The sequence below is a fragment of the Oerskovia flava genome, from assembly GCF_026163685.1.
Taxonomy (GTDB): Bacteria; Actinomycetota; Actinomycetes; order Actinomycetales; family Cellulomonadaceae; genus Oerskovia_A; species Oerskovia_A flava.
Map to the genome: position 1 here is coordinate 160,778 of NZ_JAOXSR010000004.1, position 23,120 is coordinate 183,897.

Annotated in this window: 21 protein-coding genes; all 21 read left to right on the top strand. The window is 73.8% G+C overall.

Going from position 1 to position 23,120, the window contains the following annotated elements; all coding sequences use genetic code 11:
* Positions 1 to 112 precede the first annotated feature (112 nt).
* Entirely contained in the window at positions 113 to 1,240 is a 1,128-nt protein-coding gene (locus tag OHL10_RS09105; RefSeq protein WP_265521881.1) for a heme/hemin ABC transporter substrate-binding protein, read from the top strand.
* Positions 1,241 to 1,326: 86 nt separating this feature from the next.
* The gene (locus tag OHL10_RS09110) at positions 1,327 to 2,400 is read left to right on the top strand and encodes a FecCD family ABC transporter permease (RefSeq protein WP_425498987.1); all 1,074 of its coding nucleotides are present in this window, start codon (positions 1,327 to 1,329) and stop codon (positions 2,398 to 2,400) included.
* On the top strand, positions 2,397 to 3,230 hold the full coding sequence (locus tag OHL10_RS09115) for a heme ABC transporter ATP-binding protein (protein WP_265521882.1): 834 nt from the start codon (positions 2,397 to 2,399) through the stop codon (positions 3,228 to 3,230). Before OHL10_RS09110 ends, OHL10_RS09115 begins: the two co-directional genes overlap by 4 nt.
* Positions 3,227 to 4,639: a hypothetical protein gene (locus OHL10_RS09120; protein ID WP_265521883.1), complete on the top strand. Its 1,413-nt coding sequence runs from the start codon at positions 3,227 to 3,229 to the stop codon at positions 4,637 to 4,639. Before OHL10_RS09115 ends, OHL10_RS09120 begins: the two co-directional genes overlap by 4 nt.
* Positions 4,636 to 6,063 carry a hypothetical protein gene (locus tag OHL10_RS09125; RefSeq protein WP_265521884.1) on the top strand — a complete coding sequence of 476 codons (1,428 nt, stop codon included), beginning with the start codon at positions 4,636 to 4,638 and terminating at the stop codon, positions 6,061 to 6,063. The genes OHL10_RS09120 and OHL10_RS09125 overlap by 4 nt, the downstream gene beginning before the upstream one ends.
* Positions 6,064 to 6,169: 106 nt before the next feature.
* Entirely contained in the window at positions 6,170 to 7,858 is a 1,689-nt protein-coding gene (locus OHL10_RS09130) for an HtaA domain-containing protein (RefSeq protein ID WP_265521885.1), read from the top strand.
* Positions 7,859 to 7,869: 11 nt separating this feature from the next.
* Entirely contained in the window at positions 7,870 to 9,123 is a 1,254-nt protein-coding gene (locus OHL10_RS09135; RefSeq protein WP_265521886.1) for a WxL protein peptidoglycan domain-containing protein, read from the top strand.
* Positions 9,124 to 9,380: 257 nt separating this feature from the next.
* Positions 9,381 to 10,682: a homoserine dehydrogenase gene (locus OHL10_RS09140; RefSeq protein WP_265521990.1), complete on the top strand. Its 1,302-nt coding sequence runs from the start codon at positions 9,381 to 9,383 to the stop codon at positions 10,680 to 10,682.
* A complete protein-coding gene (gene thrC, locus OHL10_RS09145; protein ID WP_265521887.1) occupies positions 10,682 to 11,767 on the top strand; it encodes a threonine synthase in 1,086 nt (361 codons plus the stop codon). Before OHL10_RS09140 ends, thrC begins: the two co-directional genes overlap by 1 nt.
* Positions 11,768 to 11,784: 17 nt before the next feature.
* Positions 11,785 to 12,753: a homoserine kinase gene (thrB, locus tag OHL10_RS09150; protein WP_265521888.1), complete on the top strand. Its 969-nt coding sequence runs from the start codon at positions 11,785 to 11,787 to the stop codon at positions 12,751 to 12,753.
* Positions 12,754 to 13,041: 288 nt separating this feature from the next.
* Positions 13,042 to 15,204, top strand: coding sequence for a transcription termination factor Rho (gene rho / locus OHL10_RS09155; protein ID WP_265521889.1), 2,163 nt, complete (start codon positions 13,042 to 13,044; stop codon positions 15,202 to 15,204).
* Between the two features lie 123 nt (positions 15,205 to 15,327).
* On the top strand, positions 15,328 to 15,546 hold the full coding sequence (rpmE, locus tag OHL10_RS09160) for a 50S ribosomal protein L31 (protein WP_265521890.1): 219 nt from the start codon (positions 15,328 to 15,330) through the stop codon (positions 15,544 to 15,546).
* A gap of 166 nt (positions 15,547 to 15,712) precedes the next feature.
* A complete protein-coding gene (gene prfA, locus OHL10_RS09165) occupies positions 15,713 to 16,798 on the top strand; it encodes a peptide chain release factor 1 (RefSeq protein WP_265521891.1) in 1,086 nt (361 codons plus the stop codon).
* An 86-nt stretch (positions 16,799 to 16,884) separates the two neighbouring features.
* A complete protein-coding gene (gene prmC, locus OHL10_RS09170; protein WP_265521892.1) occupies positions 16,885 to 17,820 on the top strand; it encodes a peptide chain release factor N(5)-glutamine methyltransferase in 936 nt (311 codons plus the stop codon).
* Between the two features lie 22 nt (positions 17,821 to 17,842).
* Positions 17,843 to 18,586 carry an L-threonylcarbamoyladenylate synthase gene (locus OHL10_RS09175; RefSeq protein WP_265521991.1) on the top strand — a complete coding sequence of 248 codons (744 nt, stop codon included), beginning with the start codon at positions 17,843 to 17,845 and terminating at the stop codon, positions 18,584 to 18,586.
* Positions 18,583 to 19,836, top strand: a complete 1,254-nt coding sequence (locus tag OHL10_RS09180) for a glycosyltransferase family 4 protein (RefSeq protein WP_265521893.1) — start codon at positions 18,583 to 18,585, stop codon at positions 19,834 to 19,836. Before OHL10_RS09175 ends, OHL10_RS09180 begins: the two co-directional genes overlap by 4 nt.
* Positions 19,833 to 20,339, top strand: a complete 507-nt coding sequence (locus tag OHL10_RS09185) for a Cg1360 family ATP-synthase-associated protein (RefSeq protein WP_265521894.1) — start codon at positions 19,833 to 19,835, stop codon at positions 20,337 to 20,339. Before OHL10_RS09180 ends, OHL10_RS09185 begins: the two co-directional genes overlap by 4 nt.
* Positions 20,340 to 20,522: 183 nt before the next feature.
* Positions 20,523 to 21,326, top strand: coding sequence for a F0F1 ATP synthase subunit A (gene atpB / locus OHL10_RS09190; protein ID WP_265521895.1), 804 nt, complete (start codon positions 20,523 to 20,525; stop codon positions 21,324 to 21,326).
* A 119-nt stretch (positions 21,327 to 21,445) separates the two neighbouring features.
* Positions 21,446 to 21,673 carry an ATP synthase F0 subunit C gene (locus tag OHL10_RS09195; RefSeq protein WP_265521896.1) on the top strand — a complete coding sequence of 76 codons (228 nt, stop codon included), beginning with the start codon at positions 21,446 to 21,448 and terminating at the stop codon, positions 21,671 to 21,673.
* The gene (locus tag OHL10_RS09200; protein ID WP_265521897.1) at positions 21,673 to 22,281 is read left to right on the top strand and encodes a F0F1 ATP synthase subunit B; all 609 of its coding nucleotides are present in this window, start codon (positions 21,673 to 21,675) and stop codon (positions 22,279 to 22,281) included. Before OHL10_RS09195 ends, OHL10_RS09200 begins: the two co-directional genes overlap by 1 nt.
* A complete protein-coding gene (locus tag OHL10_RS09205; RefSeq protein ID WP_265521898.1) occupies positions 22,281 to 23,096 on the top strand; it encodes a F0F1 ATP synthase subunit delta in 816 nt (271 codons plus the stop codon). Before OHL10_RS09200 ends, OHL10_RS09205 begins: the two co-directional genes overlap by 1 nt.
* Positions 23,097 to 23,120 lie beyond the last annotated feature (24 nt).

The following is a 23,120-nucleotide window of genomic DNA, read 5'->3' on the forward strand; positions in this document are numbered from 1 at the left end:
GAAGGCTTGTCAGTTAAGCCTAGCCTCACCTAGGTTAGCCTTCACTAAGTGCGGCCGCCTCGTGGCCGCGTGCGCCCGGTTCCGGGCACCCGTCCTCGAAGGAGACCTCCTCGTGCTGCGCCAGGCACCCCACCGCCGGACCAGGTCGCTCGCAGGCTCGCTCACGGGCTTGATCACCGTCGCGGTGCTCGCCCTGGCCGGCTGCGCCCTCCCCGGCAGCCAGGCCGCCGGCGACGACCTCCCGCCCGTCGACACCACCCCGCTCGCCGAGCTCGAGCCGCTCGCCGACCCCCGCAGCCACGTGGGGGAGTCGGTCGCGCGGCTCGCGGACAGCGCGATCCGGCCCGTCGCGCAGGACCCGGCCCCCGCGCTGCCCGTCACCGTCACGGACATGCAGGGCAGCGAGGTCACCATCACCGACGCCAGCCGGATCCTCGCCCTCGACCTCTACGGCACGACGTCGCGCATCGTCTTCGAGCTCGGGCTCGGCGACAACGTGGTCGGGCGGGACACGTCGTCGGGCTTCGAGGAGATCGCGGACGAGCCGCTCGTCACGACCGGGGGCCACGAGCTGACGGGGGAGGCCATCCTCGACCTCGCGCCGACCGTCATCATCACGGACACGACCCTCGGTCCGTGGGACGTCGTGCTGCAGATGCGCGACGCCGGCATCCCCGTGGTCGTCGTGGACTCGCACCGCTCGATGGACAACGTCGGGACGATCATCCAGAGCGTGGCCGACGCGCTCGGTGTCCCCGCCGAGGGCGAGGCGCTCGCCGAGCGCACCGAGGCGGAGATCGCCGCGACGGTCGACCAGATCGCGCAGATCGCACCGCAGGACCCCGAGGACCGCCTGCGCGTGGTCTTCCTCTACGTCCGCGGGCAGGCCGGCGTCTACTACATGTTCGGCGAGGGGTCCGGTGCGGACTCGCTCATCGAGAGCCTCGGGGCGATCGACGTCGCGACCGAGATCGGGTGGGACGGCATGCGCCCGCTCAACGACGAAGGGCTCGTCGCCACGCAGCCCGACGTCATCCTCATGATGAGCAAGGGGCTCGAGTCGGTCGACGGCGTCGACGGTCTGCTCGAGCAGCTCCCCGCGATCGCGCAGACCCCGGCGGGGGCCAACCGCCGTATCGTCACCATGGACGACACCGAGATCCTCAGCTACGGGCCCCGTACCGCCGACGTCCTCGAGGCCCTCACCCGGGCGTTCTACGCACCGGAGCCCGCCTCGTGACGCCCACCGCGCCGCCTCGCGACGCGGTCGAGGACACGAGCCCGGCGAGCGCCGCGGACACGGCGAGCGCTGCCGCGCTGGCCGCGGTGCGTGCCGCCGACGGACCGGCCGTGCTGCCGCCCGCCCGCCCGGCCCGGGCGACGGCGCTGTTCGTCGTGCTCACGCTCGCGCTCGTCGTGCTCGCGCTCGTGTCCGCGGGCCTCGGCCAGCTGAGCATCCCGCCGGACCAGGTGCTCGGCTCCGTCCTGCACCGCATCGGTCTCGACCTCGGACCCGTGCCCAGCCACCCGAACGGGGACGCGGCGCTGTGGACCATCCGCTTCCCACGCGTCGTCATGGCGATGGCGGTCGGTGCCGCGCTCGCCACCGCGGGTGCCCTCATGCAGGGCGTCTTCGGCAACCCGCTCGCCGAGCCCGGCGTCGTCGGGGTGTCCTCGGGCGCCGCGGTCGCCGCCTGCTCGACGATCGTGTTCGGGATCTCCTTCCTCGGGCCGTGGACCATCGCCGTGGCCGCGTTCGTCGGCGGCCTCGTGACGACCTTCCTCGTGTACGGGCTCGCCCGTTCGGGCGGTCGGACCGAGGTCGTCACGCTCGTCCTCACGGGCGTCGCGGTCAACGCCGTGTGCGGGGCTGCGCTCGCCCTGCTCACGTTCCTCGGCGACACCCAGGCCCGCGAGCAGATCGTCTTCTGGCAGCTCGGGAGCCTCAACGGCACCCGCTGGCCGTACGTCGCCGTCGTGGCGCCGCTCGTGCTGGCCGGGATCGCCGGCGCCGTCCTCCTGGCCCGCCGCCTCGACCTGCTCTCCCTCGGGGAGCGCGCCGCCCGCCACCTCGGGGTCGACGTCGAGCGCCTGCGCGTCGTCAGCATCGTCGTCGTGGCACTGCTCACCGCGGCCGCGGTCGCGTTCTGCGGGATCATCGCGTTCGTCGGTCTCGTCGTGCCGCACCTCGTCCGGATGGCCGTCGGCCCGGGGCACCGCGTCCTGGTCCCGGCGAGCGCGCTGGGCGGCGCCGTCCTGCTGCTCGCGGCAGACCTCGTGGCCCGCACCGCCGTCCCGTACGCCGACCTGCCGATCGGCATGCTGACGGCGCTGGTGGGCGGTCCCTTCTTCTTCTGGCTGATCCGCCGCACCCGCCGCTCCGCGGGTGGGTGGGCATGAGCGCCCCCGTCGCCGCGCCGTCGGTCACCCGGACCACGGTGCTCACCGCGCGCGACGTCGGGGTGGTCATCGACCGGGCCACGATCCTCGGGGGCGTCGACCTGGAGGTGCGCACCGGTGAGGTGCTCGCCCTGGTCGGTCCCAACGGGGCCGGGAAGTCGACGCTGCTCGGTGTGCTCGCCGGGGACCGCGTCCCGACGAGCGGGAGCGTCGAGTGGCAGGGCGAGGCGCTCGCCGCGGTCGGCGTCGGCGAGCTGGCCCGACGCCGCGGGGTGCTCCTGCAGGAGACGCACCTGAGCTTCCCGTTCCGGGTCGTCGACGTCGTGCGCATGGGTCGGACGCCGTGGCGCGGCACCGAGCGTGCTGCCCACGACGACGAGCGGGTGGCTCAGGCCCTCCTCGCCGCCGATGTCCTGGACCTCGCCACGCGCCGCTTCCCGAGCCTGTCGGGCGGGGAGAAGGCCCGGGCCTCGTTCGCCCGCGTGCTCGCGCAGGAGCCCGTGCTGCTCCTGCTCGACGAGCCCACCGCAGCGCTCGACATCCGCCACCAGGAGCATGTCCTCGCCCAGGCGAGGCTGCGTGCCCGGGCCGGGGACGCGGTCGTCGTCGTCCTGCACGACCTCTCGCTCGCGGCCGCCCACGCCGACCGGGTCGCGGTGCTCGACGGCGGCGGGCTCGCCGCCGTGGGCCCGCCCACCCAGGTGCTCGAGCCCGACCTGCTCTCCCGCGTCTACCGCCACCCGGTCGACGTGATCGCCCACCCCGTCACCGGGGACCTGCTCGTCCTGCCGCGTCGAGCGGCCGTCCACGACACGGAGCCACTGCGATGACCTTCCTGCGTCGGTCCGCGGACCGCACCACCCTCGTCCTGCCCGCGCCTCGGACCGCCGTCGCGTCGACGCTGCTCCTGGCGCTGCTCGTCGCGTCGGCCCTCACGCTGGTCTGGGGGAGCGTGACCGCCGCTCCTGCGGCCGCGGCCGCGCGGGTGATCGTGACCAACGACCGCGGCACCGCGCAGGCCGACACCGCCTACGCGACGACCGTCTCCGTCAGCGGCAGCGGGTTCCAGTCCGTCACCGGGGCCTTCGGCGGCATCTACGTGTTCTTCGGCTGGGTCTCCGACCCGTCCGGCGGGTCGTGGGCGCCGAGCCGAGGCGGGACCGTCGGTGCGGACTACCGGTACGTGCCGGACTCCGAGCACGCGGACAACCAGGGCTTCCAGCGGTTCGTCGCCTTCCCCGGGTCGGAGACCGGGTACGCCGCCAACGGCGGGGAGATCGCCGCCGACGGCACGTGGTCGACCCGGCTCGTCATCCCCGGACCCACGTTCCAGGCGCTCGACCGGGCCGGCAAGGCCACCACCGTGGACTGCCGCGAGGTGCAGTGCGGTGTCATCACCTTCGGGGCGCACGGGGTGCGCAACGCCACGAACGAGACCTTCACGCCGGTCGAGTTCGTCGACCTCGCCGGGGCCGGGTCTGCGGCCGGGGCCGGTGGGGACGGGTCGTCCGCCGACGCGGGCGAGCAGCGTGCCTCGGGAGCCGGCGAGGGCTCGGCCGCCGGCGGTGCTGCGGGCGAGGGCACGGGCGGTGCGGACGGTGCGGACGGTGACGGGGCGGACGCTACGGACGAGGAGGCGGTGGACGAGGAGCCGGGCACGGCGACCCTCGGGGTCGACCAGGCCACCGCCGTCGTCGGTCACGCGATGAGCTTCGTCGGCCAGGGGTTCGAGCCGGGGGAGCAGGTCGTCGGGGTGGTCGACAACGGGATCGTCGCCGTCGGGCCGCTCAACGCCGGCACGCACGGCGAGGTCGCCGGGATCATCCAGCTCCCCGCGGACCTGCGGACCGGGACGCACGTGCTGCGGCTCACGGGTGCGACGTCAGGACTGACCCCGGAGGTCGAGTTCACCGCCACCCGGGACCCCGCGCAGGTCGCCGCGCTCGAGGAGGCCAGCACCCAGGAACCGGCCGCCGGGTACTCGGCCGCCGAGATCGCCGTCGCGGTCGCCGGTCTTGTGCTGCTTCTCGTCGTCCTCTCCTCCTTCGCCGCCGCGCGCCGTCGGCGACGGGCCGCCGCGAGCGCGGGTCCTGCAGAGAGCGTCGGACCCGCGGCGGCCGACCCGGCCGACACGTCGGACGCACTGCCCGACGTGCTGCCGGACCGGCCCACGGACGTGACACCTGGTGCGACCGCGCCGCTGCCGGCCTTTGCACCGACGGCCGGGCGGCACGCATGAGGCGCGGCGTGCGGCGTCTCGGGATCCTGCTGGCCGTCGCGCCGGTGCTGTTCGGGGGAACCCTCGTGGGCGCGGCGTCGGCGACCGCGACACCGGTCCACCTCTCGGCCGACGACCGCGGGGAGGGGCAGAGCGCCTCGGTGCCCGTCACGGTCACGGTGCCCGAGATCGAGCGCGCCGACGAGCCCTTCACGGTGTCGAACGCCGAGCTGCGCTGGTCGATCAACCGGGAGTCGGGCAGCGCCGCGTACTTCGGCGGCTGCAACTTCCTCTCCGCCGGGTTGCCCGGCTCGGACGGTGACACCGGTGGCGGGCGGGTGTGGCAGGAGTCCGACGGGACCGAGCGGTTCTACCGGTCGAGCCAGGGGTCGGTCCGCATCGTGCAGCCCACGGCGTCCGGCGGGGAGCGCGCGGCGTCCTTCGCGACCCGCTGCCAGGCGCCCGACGGGACCGTGGTCAGCCTGGGGAACTCCTTGAGCACCGGCAGCGAGGTGGTCGTCTCCGACGGGCGGGGCACGGTCGACCCGGCCGCTGGGACGGCGACGATCCGGTGGCAGGGCACCTTCACGGTCGTCTACTACGGCGGCCTGACCTACTGGTGGGCGAGCGACCCCGTGCTGACGGTGCGCGCCGACGGGACCGGCGAGCTCACGGCGACCGCCGGCGGCTACGGCACGTCGATGGAGGACCTCACGAAGTGGGAGCGCCTGCCGAGCGCACGGATCACCCTGGCGGACCTCAGGGCCGTCGACGTCGGCGGCGCTCGTGGCCTGCGCGTCGTGCCGCGGTACCTGGGCGTCGAGGTGGACGTGCCCGCAGGTGCGGCGCCGCAGGTGCAGCGCACCGCGGCCAACGGCGCCACGTGGGGCGCGTTCCCGCAGAGCTTCGTGGACTTCCACCAGCGCACGGGCCAGGCCGCCTACTGGTACTCCTCCGGCGGGCAACGAGACTGGGCGAAGCCCGCTGCCCCGCTCTACGTCAGCTACGACGCCGACGCCCCGGTCGACCGGGAGGAGGAGCCGGCGGTGGCGCCGCCCGACGGCGGGGCCACCCCGGGTGTCGTCGTGCCTCCCGCCGCGCTGCCCCCGTTGCCCGGCCTGGTGGGCGCGGCCGGGGGTGCGGGCGGCAGCCTCGCCGGGACGGCGGGACGTGCGCTGCCCGCGGCCCGCGCGTTCGGCGCGGTGGGGGGTGCGGGGGCGCTCTCGGGTCCCGGCCTCGACACGTCCGAGCCGCCTGTGTTCCCGGCCGTCCCCGCGGCGACGGTGGGCGCGTCGACGGGTGGTGGCGGGCTGGTCCCGGAGCTGGTCGACGCGCTGCGCGACCCCGACCGGCTCGCGCTCATGAGCACGGGTCTCCTGCTCGCCTCGGCAGGGACCGTCTACGGATTCCGGCGGGGGTGGCTCGTCCTCCCCGGCCGGGCATGACGGTCTGCCGGGGAGACCTGGCGGGCTGACCGGCGCGGGGGCGTCGGTGGATGACAGGACGGCCGGGCGGGTTCACCGCCGGCCGACATGACGAGAGAGGGACACCATGCAGGTACATCGCACCGCGTCAGCCGTCAGGCGGCGCGCGGTCGCCGGTCTCAGCACGCTCGCACTGGGGCTCGGGACCGTGCTCGTCGCGACCGCGCCCGCGCAGGCGGCGCAGGACGTCGAAGCGTCGGCGAGCGCCTCGGACGGCGCGATCGGTTGGGGCTTCAAGGAGAGCTTCCGCCGGTACGTCGGCAACCAGACCGCGGCGCTCCCGCCGATCGGCGCCCTGCCGACGGGTGAGCGCATCACGCTGCGTGGCGCCGCCGCGTTCGACACCGACGGCACCCCGGCGAGCCCGAACAACACCTCGACGCCGAACGAGACGCTGCCCTACCTGCTGCCCGTGACGGGCGGTGCCGTGGAGTCCGCGGACGACCTGCGCATCCAGACCGGCGGCGGGTTCGAGTACCACTTCCCGTCCCACTACTTCGAGATCCTCGTCGAGAACGTGGCGCTCGTGGTGACCGACGGGACCGCGACGGTCGTCGCGGACGTGACCGCCGAGGTGACGGGTGACTTCGGCGACTGGCAGGCCGGCACGTACGGCGGCGAGGGCGTGACGATCGCGACCGTCGGCTCCGTCGACGTCGACCTCACGGACGACGCCGTGAGCGTCGCCGCGTCCGGGCTCGCCCTCACCGCGGCCGGTGCCGAGGCGCTGCCGCTCTACCCCGAGGGCGACCCGCTCGACGACCTCACGCTGACCGCCGGGCTCGCCCCGGCCGCCGCACCGGAGCTCGACCCGCAGATCACGGTCTCCAAGTCCTCCGGGCTGGACGCCGAGGGCGAGACCATCACGGTCCAGGGCTCCGGCTTCGACCCGGCCGCGAACACCGCCTCGCGCCCGCCCGTCACGGTCGGCCAGCCGACCGGCGTGTACGTCGTGTTCGGCAGCTTCGCCGAGACGTGGCGTCCGTCGGCAGGTGCCCCGTCGTCCGCGCGCAGCGTGATCTCCCAGAAGTGGGCGATCCCGGAGCCGTCGTTCACGCAGGTCGGCACCCAGTACCCGTCGCAGGCGCCGCAGCTCGTCGAGCTCGCGGCGGACGGCACCTTCACGGTCGAGCTCCTCGCCGAGGAGCTCGAGGACGCTAGCGGCGTGTACGGCGTCTACACCTACGCCGCGGGCGGTGCTGCCGCCAACGCCGCGCAGGAGCTGACCGTGCCCGTGTCCTTCGCGGGAGCCGACGGCGGTGCGGGCGACATCCCGATCGACGTCACGGTCCCCGAGGTCACCGACCCGGAGCCGGAGCCGGAGCCTGGCGAGTTCGTCTGGACCATCGGTGGCGGCTCGGGCGCCGTCAGCCTGGGCACCGCAGCGGTCGACGGCGGTGCGTTCGTCGCCGACGGCGCGCTCAAGCAGGTCACGGTCACCGACACGCGTGCCGGGCAGCCTGCCTGGACCATCAACGGTTCCGTCGGCGAGTTCGTCGCGGGCGACCGGTCCTTCTCCGGCTCCTTCCTCGGCTGGACCCCCGCGGTCAGCCAGAACACCGTGGGGGCGGTCGCGGGTGACGCCGTGGTCGCCGGAACGGGTGGTGGCCTCACGGCGTCGTCCACGCTCGCGTGGGCCCCGGCCGGCCACGCGAAGGGGTCCGCGACGGTGGACGCCGCGCTCGCGCTCGAGCTCCCGCTCGACACCGAGGCGGGCGACTACACCGGTGTGCTGACGCTCACCGCGGTGGGCTGACCGGACCGACCGTGCACGACGCCCTCTCCTCCCCCCGCACCGCCCCGCGGGTGGCGGCACGCAGCTCACTGCGTGCCGCCGCCCGCGGGCGCCGGCGCGCGCTCCCGGCGCGCCTGACCGCCGTCACCGCTGTCCTCACCGGCCTGCTCTCCGGCGGCGGGCTGCTCGGCCCGGCGTTCCTCGCGCCCGCCGCCGGCACGACCGTCGCTCCCGCCGCGGTCGACGACGTCAGCTGGGGCCTCGCCCCGGCGGAGAACGACCACGGCTCCGACCGCGCGAACTTCTCCTACGGCGTCGAGCCCGGCGACCATGTCGCCGACGCCCTCGTCGTCACCAACCACTCCGACGTGCCGCTCGACCTGCAGGTCTACGCGGCCGACGCGTTCACCACGACGAGCGGCCAGCTCGACCTGCTCACCTCCGACCAGGAGTCGGTCGATCTCGGTGCCTGGATCGACCTGGGCCCGACCGCGGTCCGCATCGAGCCCGGCGAGGTCGGCGAGATCCCCTTCACCCTCACCGTGCCCGACGACGCCCGCCCCGGCGACCACTCCGGCGGCGTCATCACGTCCCTCGTCCAGGCGACGGACGACTCCACCGTGGCGCTCGACCGTCGCCTCGCGCTGCGGGTGCACGCCCGGGTGGCCGGCGTCCTGAGCCCCGGGGTGGCCGTCACCGGCACCTCGATCGTGCACCACGGCTCGCCGAACCCCTTCGGCACGTCGACCGCGACGGTCCGCTACGCCGTCACCAACACCGGCAACGCGCGCCTCGTCCCCGGCGAGCAGGTCGACGTCGTCGGTCCGCTGGGCTGGGGGCGCCGGACGCTCGAGCAGGCCGAGCTCCCCGAGCTGCTCCCCGGGTCCACCATGGAGCGCGAGGTGACCGTCACCGGGGTCCGCCCGTTCGTCCGGGCCGAGGCCCAGGTCGAGGTGACCGCGACCGCCGTCGGGATCGGCGGGGGCGCCGCGACCCGCGCCGACGCGTCGTCCAGTACCTGGGCCGTGCCGTGGGCCGCCCTCGCCCTGCTCCTGCTCGTCGTCGCCGGGACCCTCCGCGGACCCGCGCTCCTCGCCGCGGCCCGTACGGCCCGCGCACGGCGCTCATCCGTGCCTGCTGCCGCCGCACCTGCTGTCCCGGCCGGTCCTGCCGCTCCCGAGCAGGCGCTCGCCCTCACCGAGGCCGAGCTCGCCGCGGCGCTCGAGCGCGCCCGCGCCGAAGGTCGGGCGCAGGCGCTCGCGGAGAAGGACCCCAGCACCACCTGAGCCCGCGTCGTGGGCGACCGGGCGGGCTGCGCCCACCACTCGGTCGCCCACCCTCGGCTCCTGGCACGGCACGTATCCTGTGCCTGCGGGCTCGCCCGCGACCGACACCCACCCGCGACCGAAGGCAGGCTTCCGTGCCCTCCGAGCCCACGCCCGAGCAGACGCCGGCCGTGCTCCCCGACCAGCTTCCCGACGCGCAGGCAGGCCAGCAGGCCGGAACGCGGACGGGATCGAGCGACGCGGACGCGCCGACGCCTCTGCGGGTCGCGCTGCTGGGCTGCGGCGTCGTCGGCTCGCAGGTCGCCCGGTTGCTCGTGGAGCAGTCGAGCGACCTCGCTTCCCGTGTCGGCACACCGCTCGAGCTCGTCGGGATCGCGGTGCGGGACGCCGCCGCCCCGCGCCCCGAGCTGCCGGCCTCGGTCGACCGCGCCCTGCTCACGCAGGACGCCCCGGGCCTCGTGCAGCGGGCCGACATCGTCATCGAGGTCATGGGCGGCATCGAGCCGGCACGCTCGCTGCTGCTCGCGGCGATCTCGGCCGGCGCGGCCGTCGTCACGGCGAACAAGGCGCTGCTGGCCGAGGACGGGCCGACCCTCTACAAGGCGGCGGACGCCGCAGGCGTGGACATCTACTTCGAGGCCGCGGTCGCCGGGGCGATCCCGATCGTCCGACCGGTCCGCGAGTCCCTCGCGGGCGACCACGTGCGCCGGGTCCTCGGGATCGTCAACGGCACCACGAACTACGTCCTGGACCAGATGGCGACGACGGGGGCCGGGCTCGAGGAGGCGGTCGCCCAGGCGCAGGAGCTCGGGTACGCCGAGGCCGACCCGACCGCCGACGTCGAGGGCTACGACGCGGCCGCGAAGGCGGCGATCCTCGCGAGCCTCGCCTTCCACACCCGGGTCACCCTCGAGGACGTCGCCCGCGAGGGCATCACCTCCGTGACGTCCGAGGACGTCGCGTGGGCGACCCAGACGGGTCACGTCATCAAGCTGCTGGCGATCGCCGAGCAGACCATCGACGGCGTCTCGGCGCGGGTGCACCCCGCCCTGGTCCCCGCGACGCACCCGCTGGCAGGGGTGCGCGGGTCGTTCAACGCCGTCTTCGTCGAGGCCGACGCCGCCGGCGAGCTCATGTTCTACGGCCGTGGAGCGGGTGGCGCGCCGACCGCCTCCGCCGTCCTGGGCGACGTCGTGTCCGCGGCCCGCCACCGGGTCCTCGGCGGCAAGGGCCCCGAGGAGTCCACGTACGCGGCGCTGCCGGTCCTGCCGCCCAGCGCGGCGATCACGCGCTACCAGGTGCGGCTCGCCGTCGACGACCGCCCGGGAGTCCTCGCGCAGGTCGCCCAGGTGCTCGCTGCGCAGGGCGTCTCGATCGAGGCCGTCCGTCAGCCGTCCGTGACCGACGCCGAGCACGAGGCCGAGCCCGGCGGCCTCGCGCACCTCGTCATCACGACGCACACCGCGCCGGAGTCGGCCCTGGCCGCGACGGTCACCGCGATCCGTGCGCTCGAGCCTGTCCGAGAGATCACGTCCGTCCTCCGAGTTGAGGGAGCCTGATGGCCCACCAGTGGCGCGGCATCATCGCCGAGTACGCCGACCGACTGCCCGCCCACGTCCAGGAGAAGATCGTCTCGCTCGGCGAGGGCGGCACGCCGCTCGTCGAGGCGCCCGTGCTCTCCGAGCTCACGGGCGCCCAGGTCTTCCTCAAGGTCGAGGGCATGAACCCGACGGGCTCCTTCAAGGACCGGGGCATGACTACCGCGATCTCCGCCGCTGCCGGCCGGGGAGCGCAGGCCGTGGTCTGCGCCTCGACGGGGAACACCTCGGCGTCGGCCGCCGCGTACGCGACGCGCGCCGGCATGCTGTGCGCCGTGCTCGTGCCGGACGGCAAGATCGCGATGGGCAAGCTGAGCCAGGCGATCGCGCACGGCGCCAGGCTGCTCCAGGTCGACGGAAACTTCGACGACTGCCTGATCGCGGCCCGCAAGCTCGCGGAGACGCACCCGGTCGAGCTGGTCAACTCCGTCAACCCGGACCGGATCGAGGGGCAGAAGACCGGCGCGTTCGAGATCGTCGACGCGCTCGGGGACGCCCCGGACATCCACGCGCTGCCCGTGGGCAACGCCGGCAACATCACCGCCTACCGCAAGGGCTTCGTCGAGTACGCCACCGCGACGGCCGACCTCCCGGCCGTCGCGAGCCGCACGCCCGCGATGTGGGGCTTCCAGGCGGCGGGCTCGGCACCGATCGTCGCCGGCCACCCGATCACCGAGCCCGAGACGATCGCGACCGCGATCCGCATCGGCAACCCGGCGTCGTGGCAGCAGGCCGAGGCCGCGCGCGACGAGTCGGGCGGTGTCATCGAGTCCGTCACCGACGAGCAGATCCTCGCCGCGCACCGCATCCTGTCCTCGCAGGCGGGGGTGTTCGTCGAGCCCGCGTCGGCCGCGGGCGTCGCCGGGATCATCTCGCGCGCGGAACGTGGCCTGGTGCCCGCCGGCGCCCGGATCGTCGTGACCGTGACCGGCCACGGCCTCAAGGACCCCCAGTGGGCCCTGCGGGCCGCGGACGGCAGCGAGGTCGTCCCCACGCGCGTGGGTGCCGACGTCGTGTCCATCGCCGACGCCCTCGGGCTCGGCTGACCCCGAGGGGCACGACGATGCAGCTCGGCGCCGACCACGTCCGCGTCCGCGTCCCGGCCACGAGCGCCAACCTCGGCCCGGGCTTCGACGCCCTGGGCCTGGCCCTCGGCCTGCACGACGTCCTCGAGGTGCGCGCGCTGGCGTCCGACGAGGTCGTGGTCGACGTCGTGGGGGAGGGCGCGGGCGAGGTCCCCGGCGACGCGTCCCACCTGGTGGTGCGTGCGCTGCGGGCAGCGCTCGAGCTCGCCGGCGCGCCGCAGACAGGCCTGCACCTGACGTGCGAGAACCAGGTGCCGCACGGCCGCGGACTGGGCTCGTCCGCGGCGGCCGTCGTGGCCGGGATCGTCGCGGCGCGGGCGCTCGTCGCCGATCCCGAGGTGCTCGACGACGCGACGGTCCTGCGCCTCGCGACCCAGTTCGAGGGACACCCCGACAACGCCGCCCCGGCGATCCTCGGCGGGGCGACCGTGGCCTGGACGAGCGCGGCCCCGGGGCACGAGGGCGCGCGGGCGGTGCGCCTCGCGGTGCACCCCGACCTCGAGGCGACGGTGCTCGTACCCTCGGCGCGGCTCGCGACGAGCCACGCGCGCGGTGTCCTGCCGGCGTCGGTGCCGCACGCCGACGCCGCGCTCAACGCCGGGCGCGCCGCACTCCTCGTCGAGGCGATCGCCCGACGTCCCGAGCTGCTCCTCGAGGCCACCGAGGACCGCCTGCACCAGTCCTACCGGTCGGGGGTCATGCCGACCTCGTGGGAGCTGGTCCAGGCCTTGCGCGCCGAGGGTCTGGCCGCCACGGTCTCGGGCGCCGGGCCGACGGTCCTCGTGCTGTCCGCGTCCGCCGAGCGTCCGCGGCTCGACGCCGTGGTCGACGACCTGCTCTCCGGCGCGGACGAGTGGGAGCCACGTCGTCTGGCGATCGACGAGGACGGTGTGCGGGCGGAGCGGGTGCCTCGAGGGGCGCGGACCGCACCGGTCGGTGGATGGTAGACTGCGGGAAGCCTTCACCATCGTGTGATATCGGTGCGGCCTCCTCGATTCCGACGCTTCAGCGGGTCGACGACGGTTGCGTGGAGCGTCACGTACGCGCCATCCGCAGGTCGGCCTCACGGTCGGCCGCGACGAGCTCTCGATGCGAAGGCCATCCAGCCCACGTCAGCTGACGTCGTCGTACCACTGACGCGTGGTTTCACTGCTCCCGGCCGTCACGCGCCGGGTGTCGACCACCCGCGGCCCGCCCTCTGAGAGGCGGGCGCAAACGAGGGGGAAGGGTCCTTCGTGACAGACACCATCAACACCGCTACAGGTGGCGCGCCCGACGGCGCCGCGGCCGGCGGTACCGCCCGGACGGGCGCGCTCTCCACGCTGCGCCTCCCCGAGCTGCAGGCGCTCGCGTCGCAGCTCGGCGTCAAGGGCACGTCCAAGATGCGCAAGAGCGACCTCCTGGACGTCATCCGCTCCACGACCGGCGAGGGACGCGCACCGGCGCGCGCCGCGGCGTCGGCGAACGGCGGGGCGTCGGCGGACGGCGGCGCGTCGAACGCACCGGCCGCGGACGCGGCGGGTGAGCAGGAGGGCGAGCGGCGGAGCACCGGTCGTTCGCGTCGTGCCGAGCGGCCCGCCCGCACGGCGCGCGCGGCGGGCGAGGAGCGCACAGCGCCCGAGCAGCCGGAGCCGTCGGTGCGGCCCGACGCGGCCAGCGCGGTCGCCGCGGCGCTCGACGAGCAGAGCGGCCGCCAGAGCCGCGACGGCGTCGAGGCACGCCTCGCCGGCGGCGAGTCGCCGGACGAGCGCGCGGCACGTGCCGCGGCCGCCGTCGGTCTCGTCACGGGCAGCGCGCCCGAGCGCGGCTCGCGCCGTGCGGGTCGTGGCTCGGGTGCTCCGCGCGCCGAGGCGGACGCCGCGTCCGCCGACGCCGCGCGACAGAACGACCGCCAGGCCGACAAGCAGGCCGAGCGCCAGCCCGACAAGCAGGCCGACCGCCAGCAGGACCGTCAGTCCGAGCGGCAGCAGCCCGCGCAGCAGGGCGACCGTCAGCGGCAGAACCGGTCGGGTGACGACCGGTCCGCCGACCGGGGCAACGATCGCTCGCAGCGCGGCGGGGACGACCGCGCCCAGCGCGGTGGGGACGACCTGGACGGCCCTGGCGGTCGTCGGCGCCGCGGCCGTGACCGCAACCGCGACCGTGACCGCAAGCGCGGCCGTGGCCGCAGCGGTAACCAGGACTTCGCCGGGATGGAGGACATCGAGGTCACGGAGGACGACGTCCTGCTGCCCGTCGCCGGCGTCCTCGACATCCTCGACAACTACGCGTTCGTGCGCACGAGCGGCTACCTGCCGGGTCAGAACGACGTCTACGTCTCCCTCGGCCAGGTCAAGAAGTCCGGTCTGCGCCGCGGCGACGCGGTGACCGGCGCGGTCCGCCAGCCCCGCGAGGGCGAGAACCAGGGCAACACGCCGCGGCAGAAGTTCAACGCGCTCGTGCGCCTCGACACGGTCAACGGCATGTCGCCCGAGGAGGCGCGCGACCGTGCCGACTTCGGCAAGCTCACGCCGCTGTACCCGCAGGAGCGTCTGCGCCTGGAGAACCCCGAGGCGACGCGCCTGACGCCGCGCGTCATCGACATCGTCGCGCCCATCGGCAAGGGGCAGCGTGGCCTGATCGTCGCGCCGCCCAAGGCCGGCAAGACGATCATCATGCAGCAGATCGCGAACGCGATCGCGATGAACAACCCCGAGGTCCACCTCATGGTGGTGCTGGTCGACGAGCGGCCCGAAGAGGTCACCGACATGGAGCGGACGGTCAAGGGCGAGGTCATCGCCTCGACGTTCGACCGCCCCGCGTCCGACCACACGATCGTCGCGGAGCTCGCGATCGAGCGCGCCAAGCGTCTTGTGGAGCTCGGCCAGGACGTCGTCGTGCTCCTCGACTCGCTCACCCGCCTGTCGCGTGCGTACAACCTGGCCGCACCGGCGTCGGGCCGCATCCTCTCGGGTGGTGTCGACGCCTCGGCGCTGTACCCGCCCAAGCGCTTCTTCGGTGCGGCCCGCAACATCGAGAACGGTGGCTCGCTGACCATCCTGGCGTCCGCGCTCGTCGAGACCGGTTCCAAGATGGACGAGGTCATCTTCGAGGAGTTCAAGGGCACCGGGAACATGGAGCTGCGGCTGTCCCGCAACCTCGCGGACAAGCGCATCTTCCCCGCGGTGGACGTCAACGCGTCCGGCACGCGCCGCGAGGAGATCCTCATGCCGCAGGACGAGCTCAAGGTCGTCTACAAGCTGCGACGTGTCATGGGTGCCCTCGACCAGCAGCAGGCGATCGAGCTGCTGCTCGGCAAGCTCAAGGACACCCGCTCCAACGTCGAGTTCCTGCTCCAGGTCCAGAAGACCACCCCGAGCGGGTTCGTCGACGACGACAACGTCGGACGCACGGTCTGACGCACGTGTCGGGAGGGATGATTTCGTCCGCCCCCGACGTTCTGGCAGAATGCAACGCTGGTTCCCGGTTCACGGTCCGCTGTCCTGCGGTCGACCCGGGAGCACCACACCAAGGAGAGTTCCGTGAAGGCTGACATCCACCCCGACTACGTCCTGACCGAGGTCACCTGTACCTGCGGCAGCACGTTCGTCACGCGCAGCACCGAGACGTCCGGCAAGATCAACGCCGACGTCTGCAGCGCCTGCCACCCGTTCTACACGGGCAAGCAGAAGATCCTCGACACCGGTGGCCGCGTGGCCCGCTTCCAGGCGCGCTACGGCAAGAAGGACGCCGACAAGTAACGACCTCGCAGCGCCGGCGGTCCGGGCGCCCGACAACCTCTCCAGGGGCAGTCGGTGCGACAGGACCGCCGGCGCTGTTGTCGTCTCACCGGCCGGTCCACCGGTCCGGCACCGCTCGCCGTACCTGCCGCCGCCGACCGGCGCCCGCCTCACGCGAAGGACCCTCATGACCGACCCGTTCGACGCGGCCCGACCGCTCCTCGCCGAGCACGCCGAGATCGAGGCCCAGCTCGCGGACCCCGCCGTGCACGCCGACGCCGCTCGTGCGCGCACCCTCGGGCGGCGCTACGCCGAGCTGAACCAGGTCGTGGGCGCCTTCCGGACGTGGGAGCAGGCCGACGACGACGCGACGACGGCGGCCGAGCTCGCCGCGGAGGACGCGTCCTTCGCCGACGAGCTCCCGGCCCTGCGCGAGGCCGCCGCCGTGGCGGCCGAGCGGTTGCGCCGCGTCCTCGTGCCGCGCGACCCCGACGACGGGCGCGACGTCATCCTCGAGGTCAAGGCCGGCGAGGGCGGGGAGGAGTCCGCGCTCTTCGCGGGCGACCTGCTGCGCATGTACCTGCGCTACGCCGAGCGGCGAGGCTGGAAGACGGAGGTCATCGAGGCGACCGAGTCCGACCTCGGGGGCTACAAGGACGTCCAGGTGGCGATCAAGTCGCGCGGGGCGGCCGCACCCGAGGACGGCGTGTGGGCGCACCTCAAGTACGAGGGCGGCGTGCACCGCGTCCAACGGGTGCCCGTCACGGAGTCGCAGGGGCGCATCCACACCTCCGCGGCGGGCGTGCTCGTCTTCCCGGAGGTCGAGGACGCGGGCGAGGTCGAGATCGACCAGAACGACCTGCGCATCGACGTCTACCGCTCGTCCGGACCGGGCGGGCAGTCCGTGAACACGACCGACTCCGCCGTGCGCATCACGCACGTACCGAGCGGGATCGTCGTGTCGATGCAGAACGAGAAGTCGCAGCTGCAGAACCGCGAGCAGGCCATGCGCGTCCTGCGGGCCCGGCTCCTCGCCGCCCAGCAGGAGGAGGCCGCCGCGGCCGCGAACGACCTCCGCCGCTCCCAGGTCCGCACGGTCGACCGCTCCGAGCGCATCCGGACGTACAACTACCCGGAGAACCGGATCGCGGACCACCGCACCGGCTACAAGTCGTACAACCTCGACCAAGTCCTCGACGGCGACCTGGACCCGGTGATCCGCTCGGCGATCGACGCCGACGAGGCCGCGCGCCTGGCCGCCGCCGGGTCGTGAACCCGACCGTGGGCGGCACCGGGCCGCTCCCGTCCGGGCCCACGGCACCCGAGCCACTGCACCAGGAGCCGGCGCACCACGAGCGGGTGGGGGCACCCTCGGTCGCCGAGCTCGTGCGCGAGGGCGCGGCACGGCTCGCGACCGCCGGGATCGCGACGCCGCGGGTCGACGCGGAGCTGCTGCTCGCCCACGCCGCGCGCACCGACCGCGCGCAGGTCGTCCGCGCCGCGATCCTCGGCGCCGCGCTCCCGACCGACGGCGGACAGGTCGCGCTCGAGGTCGTGGGCGACTACCGGGAGCTGCTCGCCCGGCGTGCGGACCGGGTCCCGCTCCAGCACCTCACGGGGCTCGCGCCGTTCCGGCACCTCGAGCTCGAGGTCGGGCCGGGGGTCTTCGTGCCGCGACCGGAGACGGAGCAGGTCGCCCAGGTCGCGATCGACGAGGCCCTCGCCGCCGTCGCCTCCCGGGGTGCGGCCCTGGTGGTCGACCTCTGCACGGGGTCCGGCGCGATCGCGCTGGCCGTGGCGACCGAGGTGCCGGGCGCCGTCGTGCACGCCGTCGAGCTCGACCGGGGCGCCCACGCCTGGGCCGAGCGCAACGTGGCCGCCGTGCACGCGGCGACGGGCGCCGTCGTGCACCTCGTGCGGGGCGACGCACGGACCGCCCTGACGGGCTCCGACGGGAGCTGCGACGTCGTCGTGTCGAACCCTCCCTACGTGCCGCCGGGAGCGGTGCCCCACGACCCGGAGGTGGCGCTGCACGACCCGCAGGTCGCGCTCTACGGGCTCGGGGCGGACGGGCTGGAGGTCCCGCGGGGGGTCACCGCGCGGGCCGGCGAGCTGCTGCGGGTGGGCGGGCTGTACGTCATGGAGCACGCCGAGGTCCAGGCGGAGTCCGCACGCGAGATGGTCGCCGCCACGGGACTGTTCGACGACATCCGTACCCACGCGGACCTCACCGGTCGTCCGCGGATGGTCGTCGCACGCCGCGCGCAGGTGTCCGTGGGCACCCGGCGGTCGTGAAAGACTGGGATTCGTGACTTCCGTGCGCAGCGTCAGTGACCCCAACACGTGGGGCCCGTCGATCGACGAGGCCGTGAACGCGATCGGTCGGGGCGGACTCGTCGTCCTGCCGACCGACACCGTCTACGGGATCGGTGCCGACGCGTTCGACGCCGACGCCGTCGCGGCGCTCCTGGCCGCCAAGGGCCGTGGGCGGCAGATGCCGCCGCCCGTCCTGGTGCCGGACGCGCGGACGCTCGACGGGCTCGCCACCGCGGTGCCCGACGGCGCGCGCGCCCTCGTCGAGGCCTTCTGGCCGGGCGGCCTCACCGTGATCCTCCAGGCGCAGCCGTCGCTCGCGTGGGACCTGGGGGAGACCCGGGGCACCGTCGCGCTGCGGATGCCCGACCACGAGGCCGCCCTCGCGCTGCTGCGGCGCACCGGGCCGCTCGCCGTGTCGAGCGCGAACGCCACCGGTCACCCCGCGGCGCTCGACGTCGACGCCGCCCGCGCGCAGCTCGGCGACGCGGTCGCCGTCTACCTCGACGGCGGGACCGCGCCCGGGGGAGTGGCCTCGACGATCGTGGACGCGACGGGCCCGACGCTGCGCGTCGTGCGCGCGGGCGCGATCTCGCTCGAGGCGTTGCAAGCCGTGACCGCCGTGGAGGACCCTGAAGCCGTCCCCGCAGATGCGCCGGTCGACGCCCCTGCGGACACGCCCGCCGGCACACCGGTCGACGCGCCCGCCGACGTGCCCGAGTCACGGCCGGGGGCGAACGGCGGGTGAGGGTCTACCTGCTCGTCCTGCTCATCGCCGCGGCGGTGACGTTCCTGCTCACTCCGCTGGCGCGCTGGGTCGCCCTGCGGACGGGCGCGATCACGGCGGTGCGGGACCGGGACGTGCACTCGATCCCGACACCGCGCCTCGGGGGGCTCGCGATGCTCGCGGGACTGGCCGCCGCGATCGTGTTCGCCTCGCAGATGCCCTTCCTGGACGGCGTCTTCGCGACGCACGAGGTGTGGGCGATCGTCGGCGGTGCGGCCATCGTGTGCCTGCTGGGCATGGCCGACGACATCTGGGACCTCGACTGGATGACCAAGCTCGCGGGCCAGGTGCTCGCCGCCGGTCTCATCGCGTGGCAGGGGGTGCAGCTCATCACGCTCCCGATCGGCGGGCTGACGATCACCTCGCCGCGGGTGTCGCTGTTCGCCACCGTCCTGGTCGTCGTGGTCGCGATGAACGCCGTGAACTTCGTCGACGGTCTCGACGGCCTGGCCGCCGGGATGATCGCGATCGGCGGGGTGGCGTTCTTCCTCTACTCGTACTCCCTGACGGTCGAGGCGAGCCCGGAGGACTACTCCAACCTGGCCACGCTCGTCATGGCTGCGCTCGTCGGGATCTGCGTCGGGTTCCTGCCGCACAACTTCCATCCCGCGCGGATCTTCATGGGTGACTCGGGGTCGATGGTCCTGGGTTTCGTGATGGCCTCCGCGACGATCGTGGTGACCGGCAACATCGACCTCGCCGCGACCCCGGCCTCGCAGCAGATCCCGGCGTTCATCCCGATCCTGCTGCCCCTGGCGGTGCTGCTCCTGCCGCTGCTCGACATGGCGCTGGCCGTGATGCGCAGGGTGCTGGCGGGCAAGTCCCCGTTCCACCCGGACCGCATGCACCTGCACCACCGGATGCTGGCCCTCGGGCACTCGCACCGTCGTGCCGTCGTGATCCTCTACCTGTGGACCGCGGTCTTCGCGTTCGGGACCGCGGCGCTCGTCCGGTGGCCGGTGCGGCACGTCCTGCTCGGCCTGGGCGTCGCGGTGGTCCTCGCGCTCCTGCTCACGCTGGGCCCGCTGCGCACGCGCGGGAAGTTCCTCGACGACGACGCCGGTGCCGTCGTGGTGCCACCGGACCTGCTGACCGACGCACCGCCCGGGTCCCCGGCTCCGGCGCCCGCAACCGCCGGGACCGCGGCAGGCCCGGGGCCCGCCCCCAGACCCGACCCCTCCGACCACCACGCCGAAGGAACCCTGAGATGACACCGCCGACCACCTCGCCCACCCCGAGCCCGGCCGACCGTGAGCCCGTCGGCGCGCCGCGGCCCGGTCCGACGGCGGGCGACGTCGCCGTGACCGCCGTCTTCCGCAAGGCGCTGCGCGACATGTTCGTCCTGCTCGGAGCGCTGACCGTCGTCGGCGTCGCGGTCGGTGCGCTCGTCGCGGGCACCTCGGGCGTGTGGGGGGCTCTCCTGGGCGTGGCGATCGCGCTCTTCTTCTCCGCCACGACCGTGCTCTCGATGCTCAAGACGTCGCAGTCGAGCCCGACCACGACCGCCGCCGTCGTCATGGGCGGCTGGCTCGTGAAGATGGTCGTCCTGGTGGTCGTCCTGGCCGTGCTGCGGGGGATGGACTTCTACGACCGCTACGTCTTCGCGGCCGTCCTCCTGGTCGGGGTGATCGGGTCGGCCTATCTCGACTACCGCGCCGTGCAGGGCGGGCGGATCCCGTACGTCGACCCCGAGGCGCGCGACCGCTCCGTCTGACGGGTCGCGGCGACCGTCCGTCGCCGCTGATCGGCTCACGGCGTCGCGAGAATCGGCGTGAGCAAGCCGAAACATACGTTAGGCTACTCGCGAATCCATGAAGGCCAGGTCCGACGGCGTGCCCACAGTTCTGTGGAGCGGGCTCGGGCCCAAGACCACCGGGAGTCCACCCTGTCTACGCTTGTGACATCGTTCACTTCCGCCGCCTCCGGTCAGGGCGAGGGCTTTCACGCGCCGACGATCGCCGACTTCTTCCCGCCGGCCATCCTCTTCGAGGGCACGATCTTCGAGTTCAACCGGCTCCAGCTCGTGCGCATCCTCGCGACGATCGTGCTCCTCACGATCTTCGTGATCGCCGCGCGTCGTGCGCAGCTCGTGCCCGGTCGCTTCCAGAACGTCATCGAGATGATCCTGGGCTTCGTCCGGGTCAACGTCGTCGAGGAGATCATGGGCAAGGACCGCGCCAAGCGGTTCGTCCCGATGATCACGACGATCTTCGTGACGATCCTCGCCTTCAACCTCACCGGCGTGATCCCCGGCCTCAACCTCGCCGGCACGTCCGTCGCGGGTGTGGCCCTGCTGCTCGCCCTGTGGGTCTTCGTGGCGTACTGGGCTGCGGGCATCCGGCAGCACGGGTTCCTCGGCTACTTGAAGGCGAACCTCTTCCCGCCGGGTGTGCCCGCGCCGATCTACATCATCCTGGCGCCGATCGAGCTCCTACAGCTCCTCATCATCCGGCCGGCCTCGCTGATCATCCGACTCGTCGCGAACATGGTCGCGGGCCACATCATGCTGGTCCTGTGCTTCGCCGCGACGAACTACCTCGTCGTCGAGGCCGCGCCCGCGATGAAGGGCCTGGGCATCCTGACGTTCGCCGGCGGTTTCGCGATCACCCTCTTCGAGGTGTTCGTCGCCGCCCTGCAGGCGTACATCTTCGCCCTGCTCGCCACGGTCTACATCAACATGTCGATCGAGGAAGAGCACTGATCGACCCGCAAGCCGCCTGACCCGGCAGCAACCGCGAGGTCGCTGCCACCTCGTTCCACCCGACGCAACGTACCGACGTCCGGCCGCCTGGCCGGACGCCCAACGGAAGGAAGAACCCCGTGGACCTCACCACTCTCGCCGAGGTTACTGGCAGCGTGAACACGATCGGCTACGGCATCGCCGCGATCGGCCCCGGTATCGGCCTCGGCATCCTCATCGGCAAGACGGTCGAGGGCATGGCTCGCCAGCCCGAGGTCGCCGGCCAGCTGCGCGGCACCATGTTCATCGGTCTCGCGTTCGTCGAGATCCTTGCGCTGCTCGGCTTCGTCGCGGGCTTCCTGTTCTGATGTCCGCCGCCGACTCCCACGCGGTGCTCGCCGCCGGGTCGGGCGACGTCGATCCGATCGAGCTCTTCCTGCCGCCGGGCTACGACATCTTCTGGTCGGCCATCGTCCTCGTGATCATCGCGGTGGTGTTCTACAAGCTCGTGCTGCCGAAGTTCACGGCTGTGCTGGACGAGCGCACCGCGAAGATCGAGGGTGGTCTGGCCAAGGCCGAGTCCGCCCAGGCCGAGGCTGCCGCAGCGCTGGCGGAGTACCACCAGCAGCTGCAGGAGGCTCGGACCGAGGCCGCGAAGATCCGTGAGGAGGCTCGTGCCGAGGGCTCTGCCATCGTCGCGGACCTGCGGACCAAGGCCTCGGACGACGCGGCCCGCATCGTCGAGACCGCGCACCGCCAGATCGAGGCGGAGCGCCAGCAGGCCTCGGTCTCGCTGCGCAGCGAGGTCGGGCTGCTGGCCACGGAGCTCGCGTCGAAGATCGTCGGCGAGTCGCTCCAGGACTCCGCACGCCAGTCCCGTGTGATCGACCGGTTCCTCGACGACCTCGAGTCGACGACGGCCGGCACCGCCGGCGCCGGTTCGACCGTCGGTTCCACGTCCGGCAAGGAGGGCTGATGCGCGGCACGAGCGGAGCCTCGCTGGCTGCGGCGCAGGAGCGCTTCGAGCCGGTGCTGCGGTCTGCGGGCGAGGAGTCGCTGGCCCTCGGCCAGCAGCTGTTCACCATGACGGCGGCCCTCGACGGGTCGGCCACGCTGCGCCGGTCGCTCGCGGACCCCTCGCGGACCGGCGAGGACAAGGCTGCGCTCGTGGCCGCACTCCTGCGGGACGGCTTCGACGAGCGGGTCGTGGACCTCGTGTCCGGGCTCGTGCGCTCGCGCTGGTCCAGCGACATGGACCTCGTGGACGCCACGGAGCGTCTCGGCGTCGACGCGATCCTCGCGTCGGCCGAGTCGCGCGGTGCCCTCGAGCGCGTCGAGGACGAGCTGTTCCGCGTCTCCCGCGCGCTCATCGGGCAGCGCGAGGCCCGTCGCGTCCTCTCGGACGGGAGCACCGCGCCCGCGCGGCGCGCGGCGCTCGTCGAGAGCGTGCTCGCGGGCCGGGCGGACCCGGTCACCCGGGTGCTCGCGGAACGCGCGACCGCCGATCTGCGAGGCCGGCGGTTCGTGGCCACCCTCGGGTGGTTCGGCGACATCGCGGCCGAGCGGCGCAAGCGCCTCGTGGCCGCCGTCACGACCGGCAGCATGCTCAGCACGGCCCAGCTGGAGCGCCTCAGCGGTCTGCTCGAGCGTGCCTACGGCCGAGCGGTGCAGCTCAACGTCACGGTCGACCCGGCGGTGATCGGCGGTCTGCGCATCCAGGTGGGCCCCGACGTCGTCGACTCCACCGTGCTCTCGCGGCTCGCCGACGCACGCAGACGACTGGTCAGCTGACCGGTCCGTGAAGATCGAGGTCGG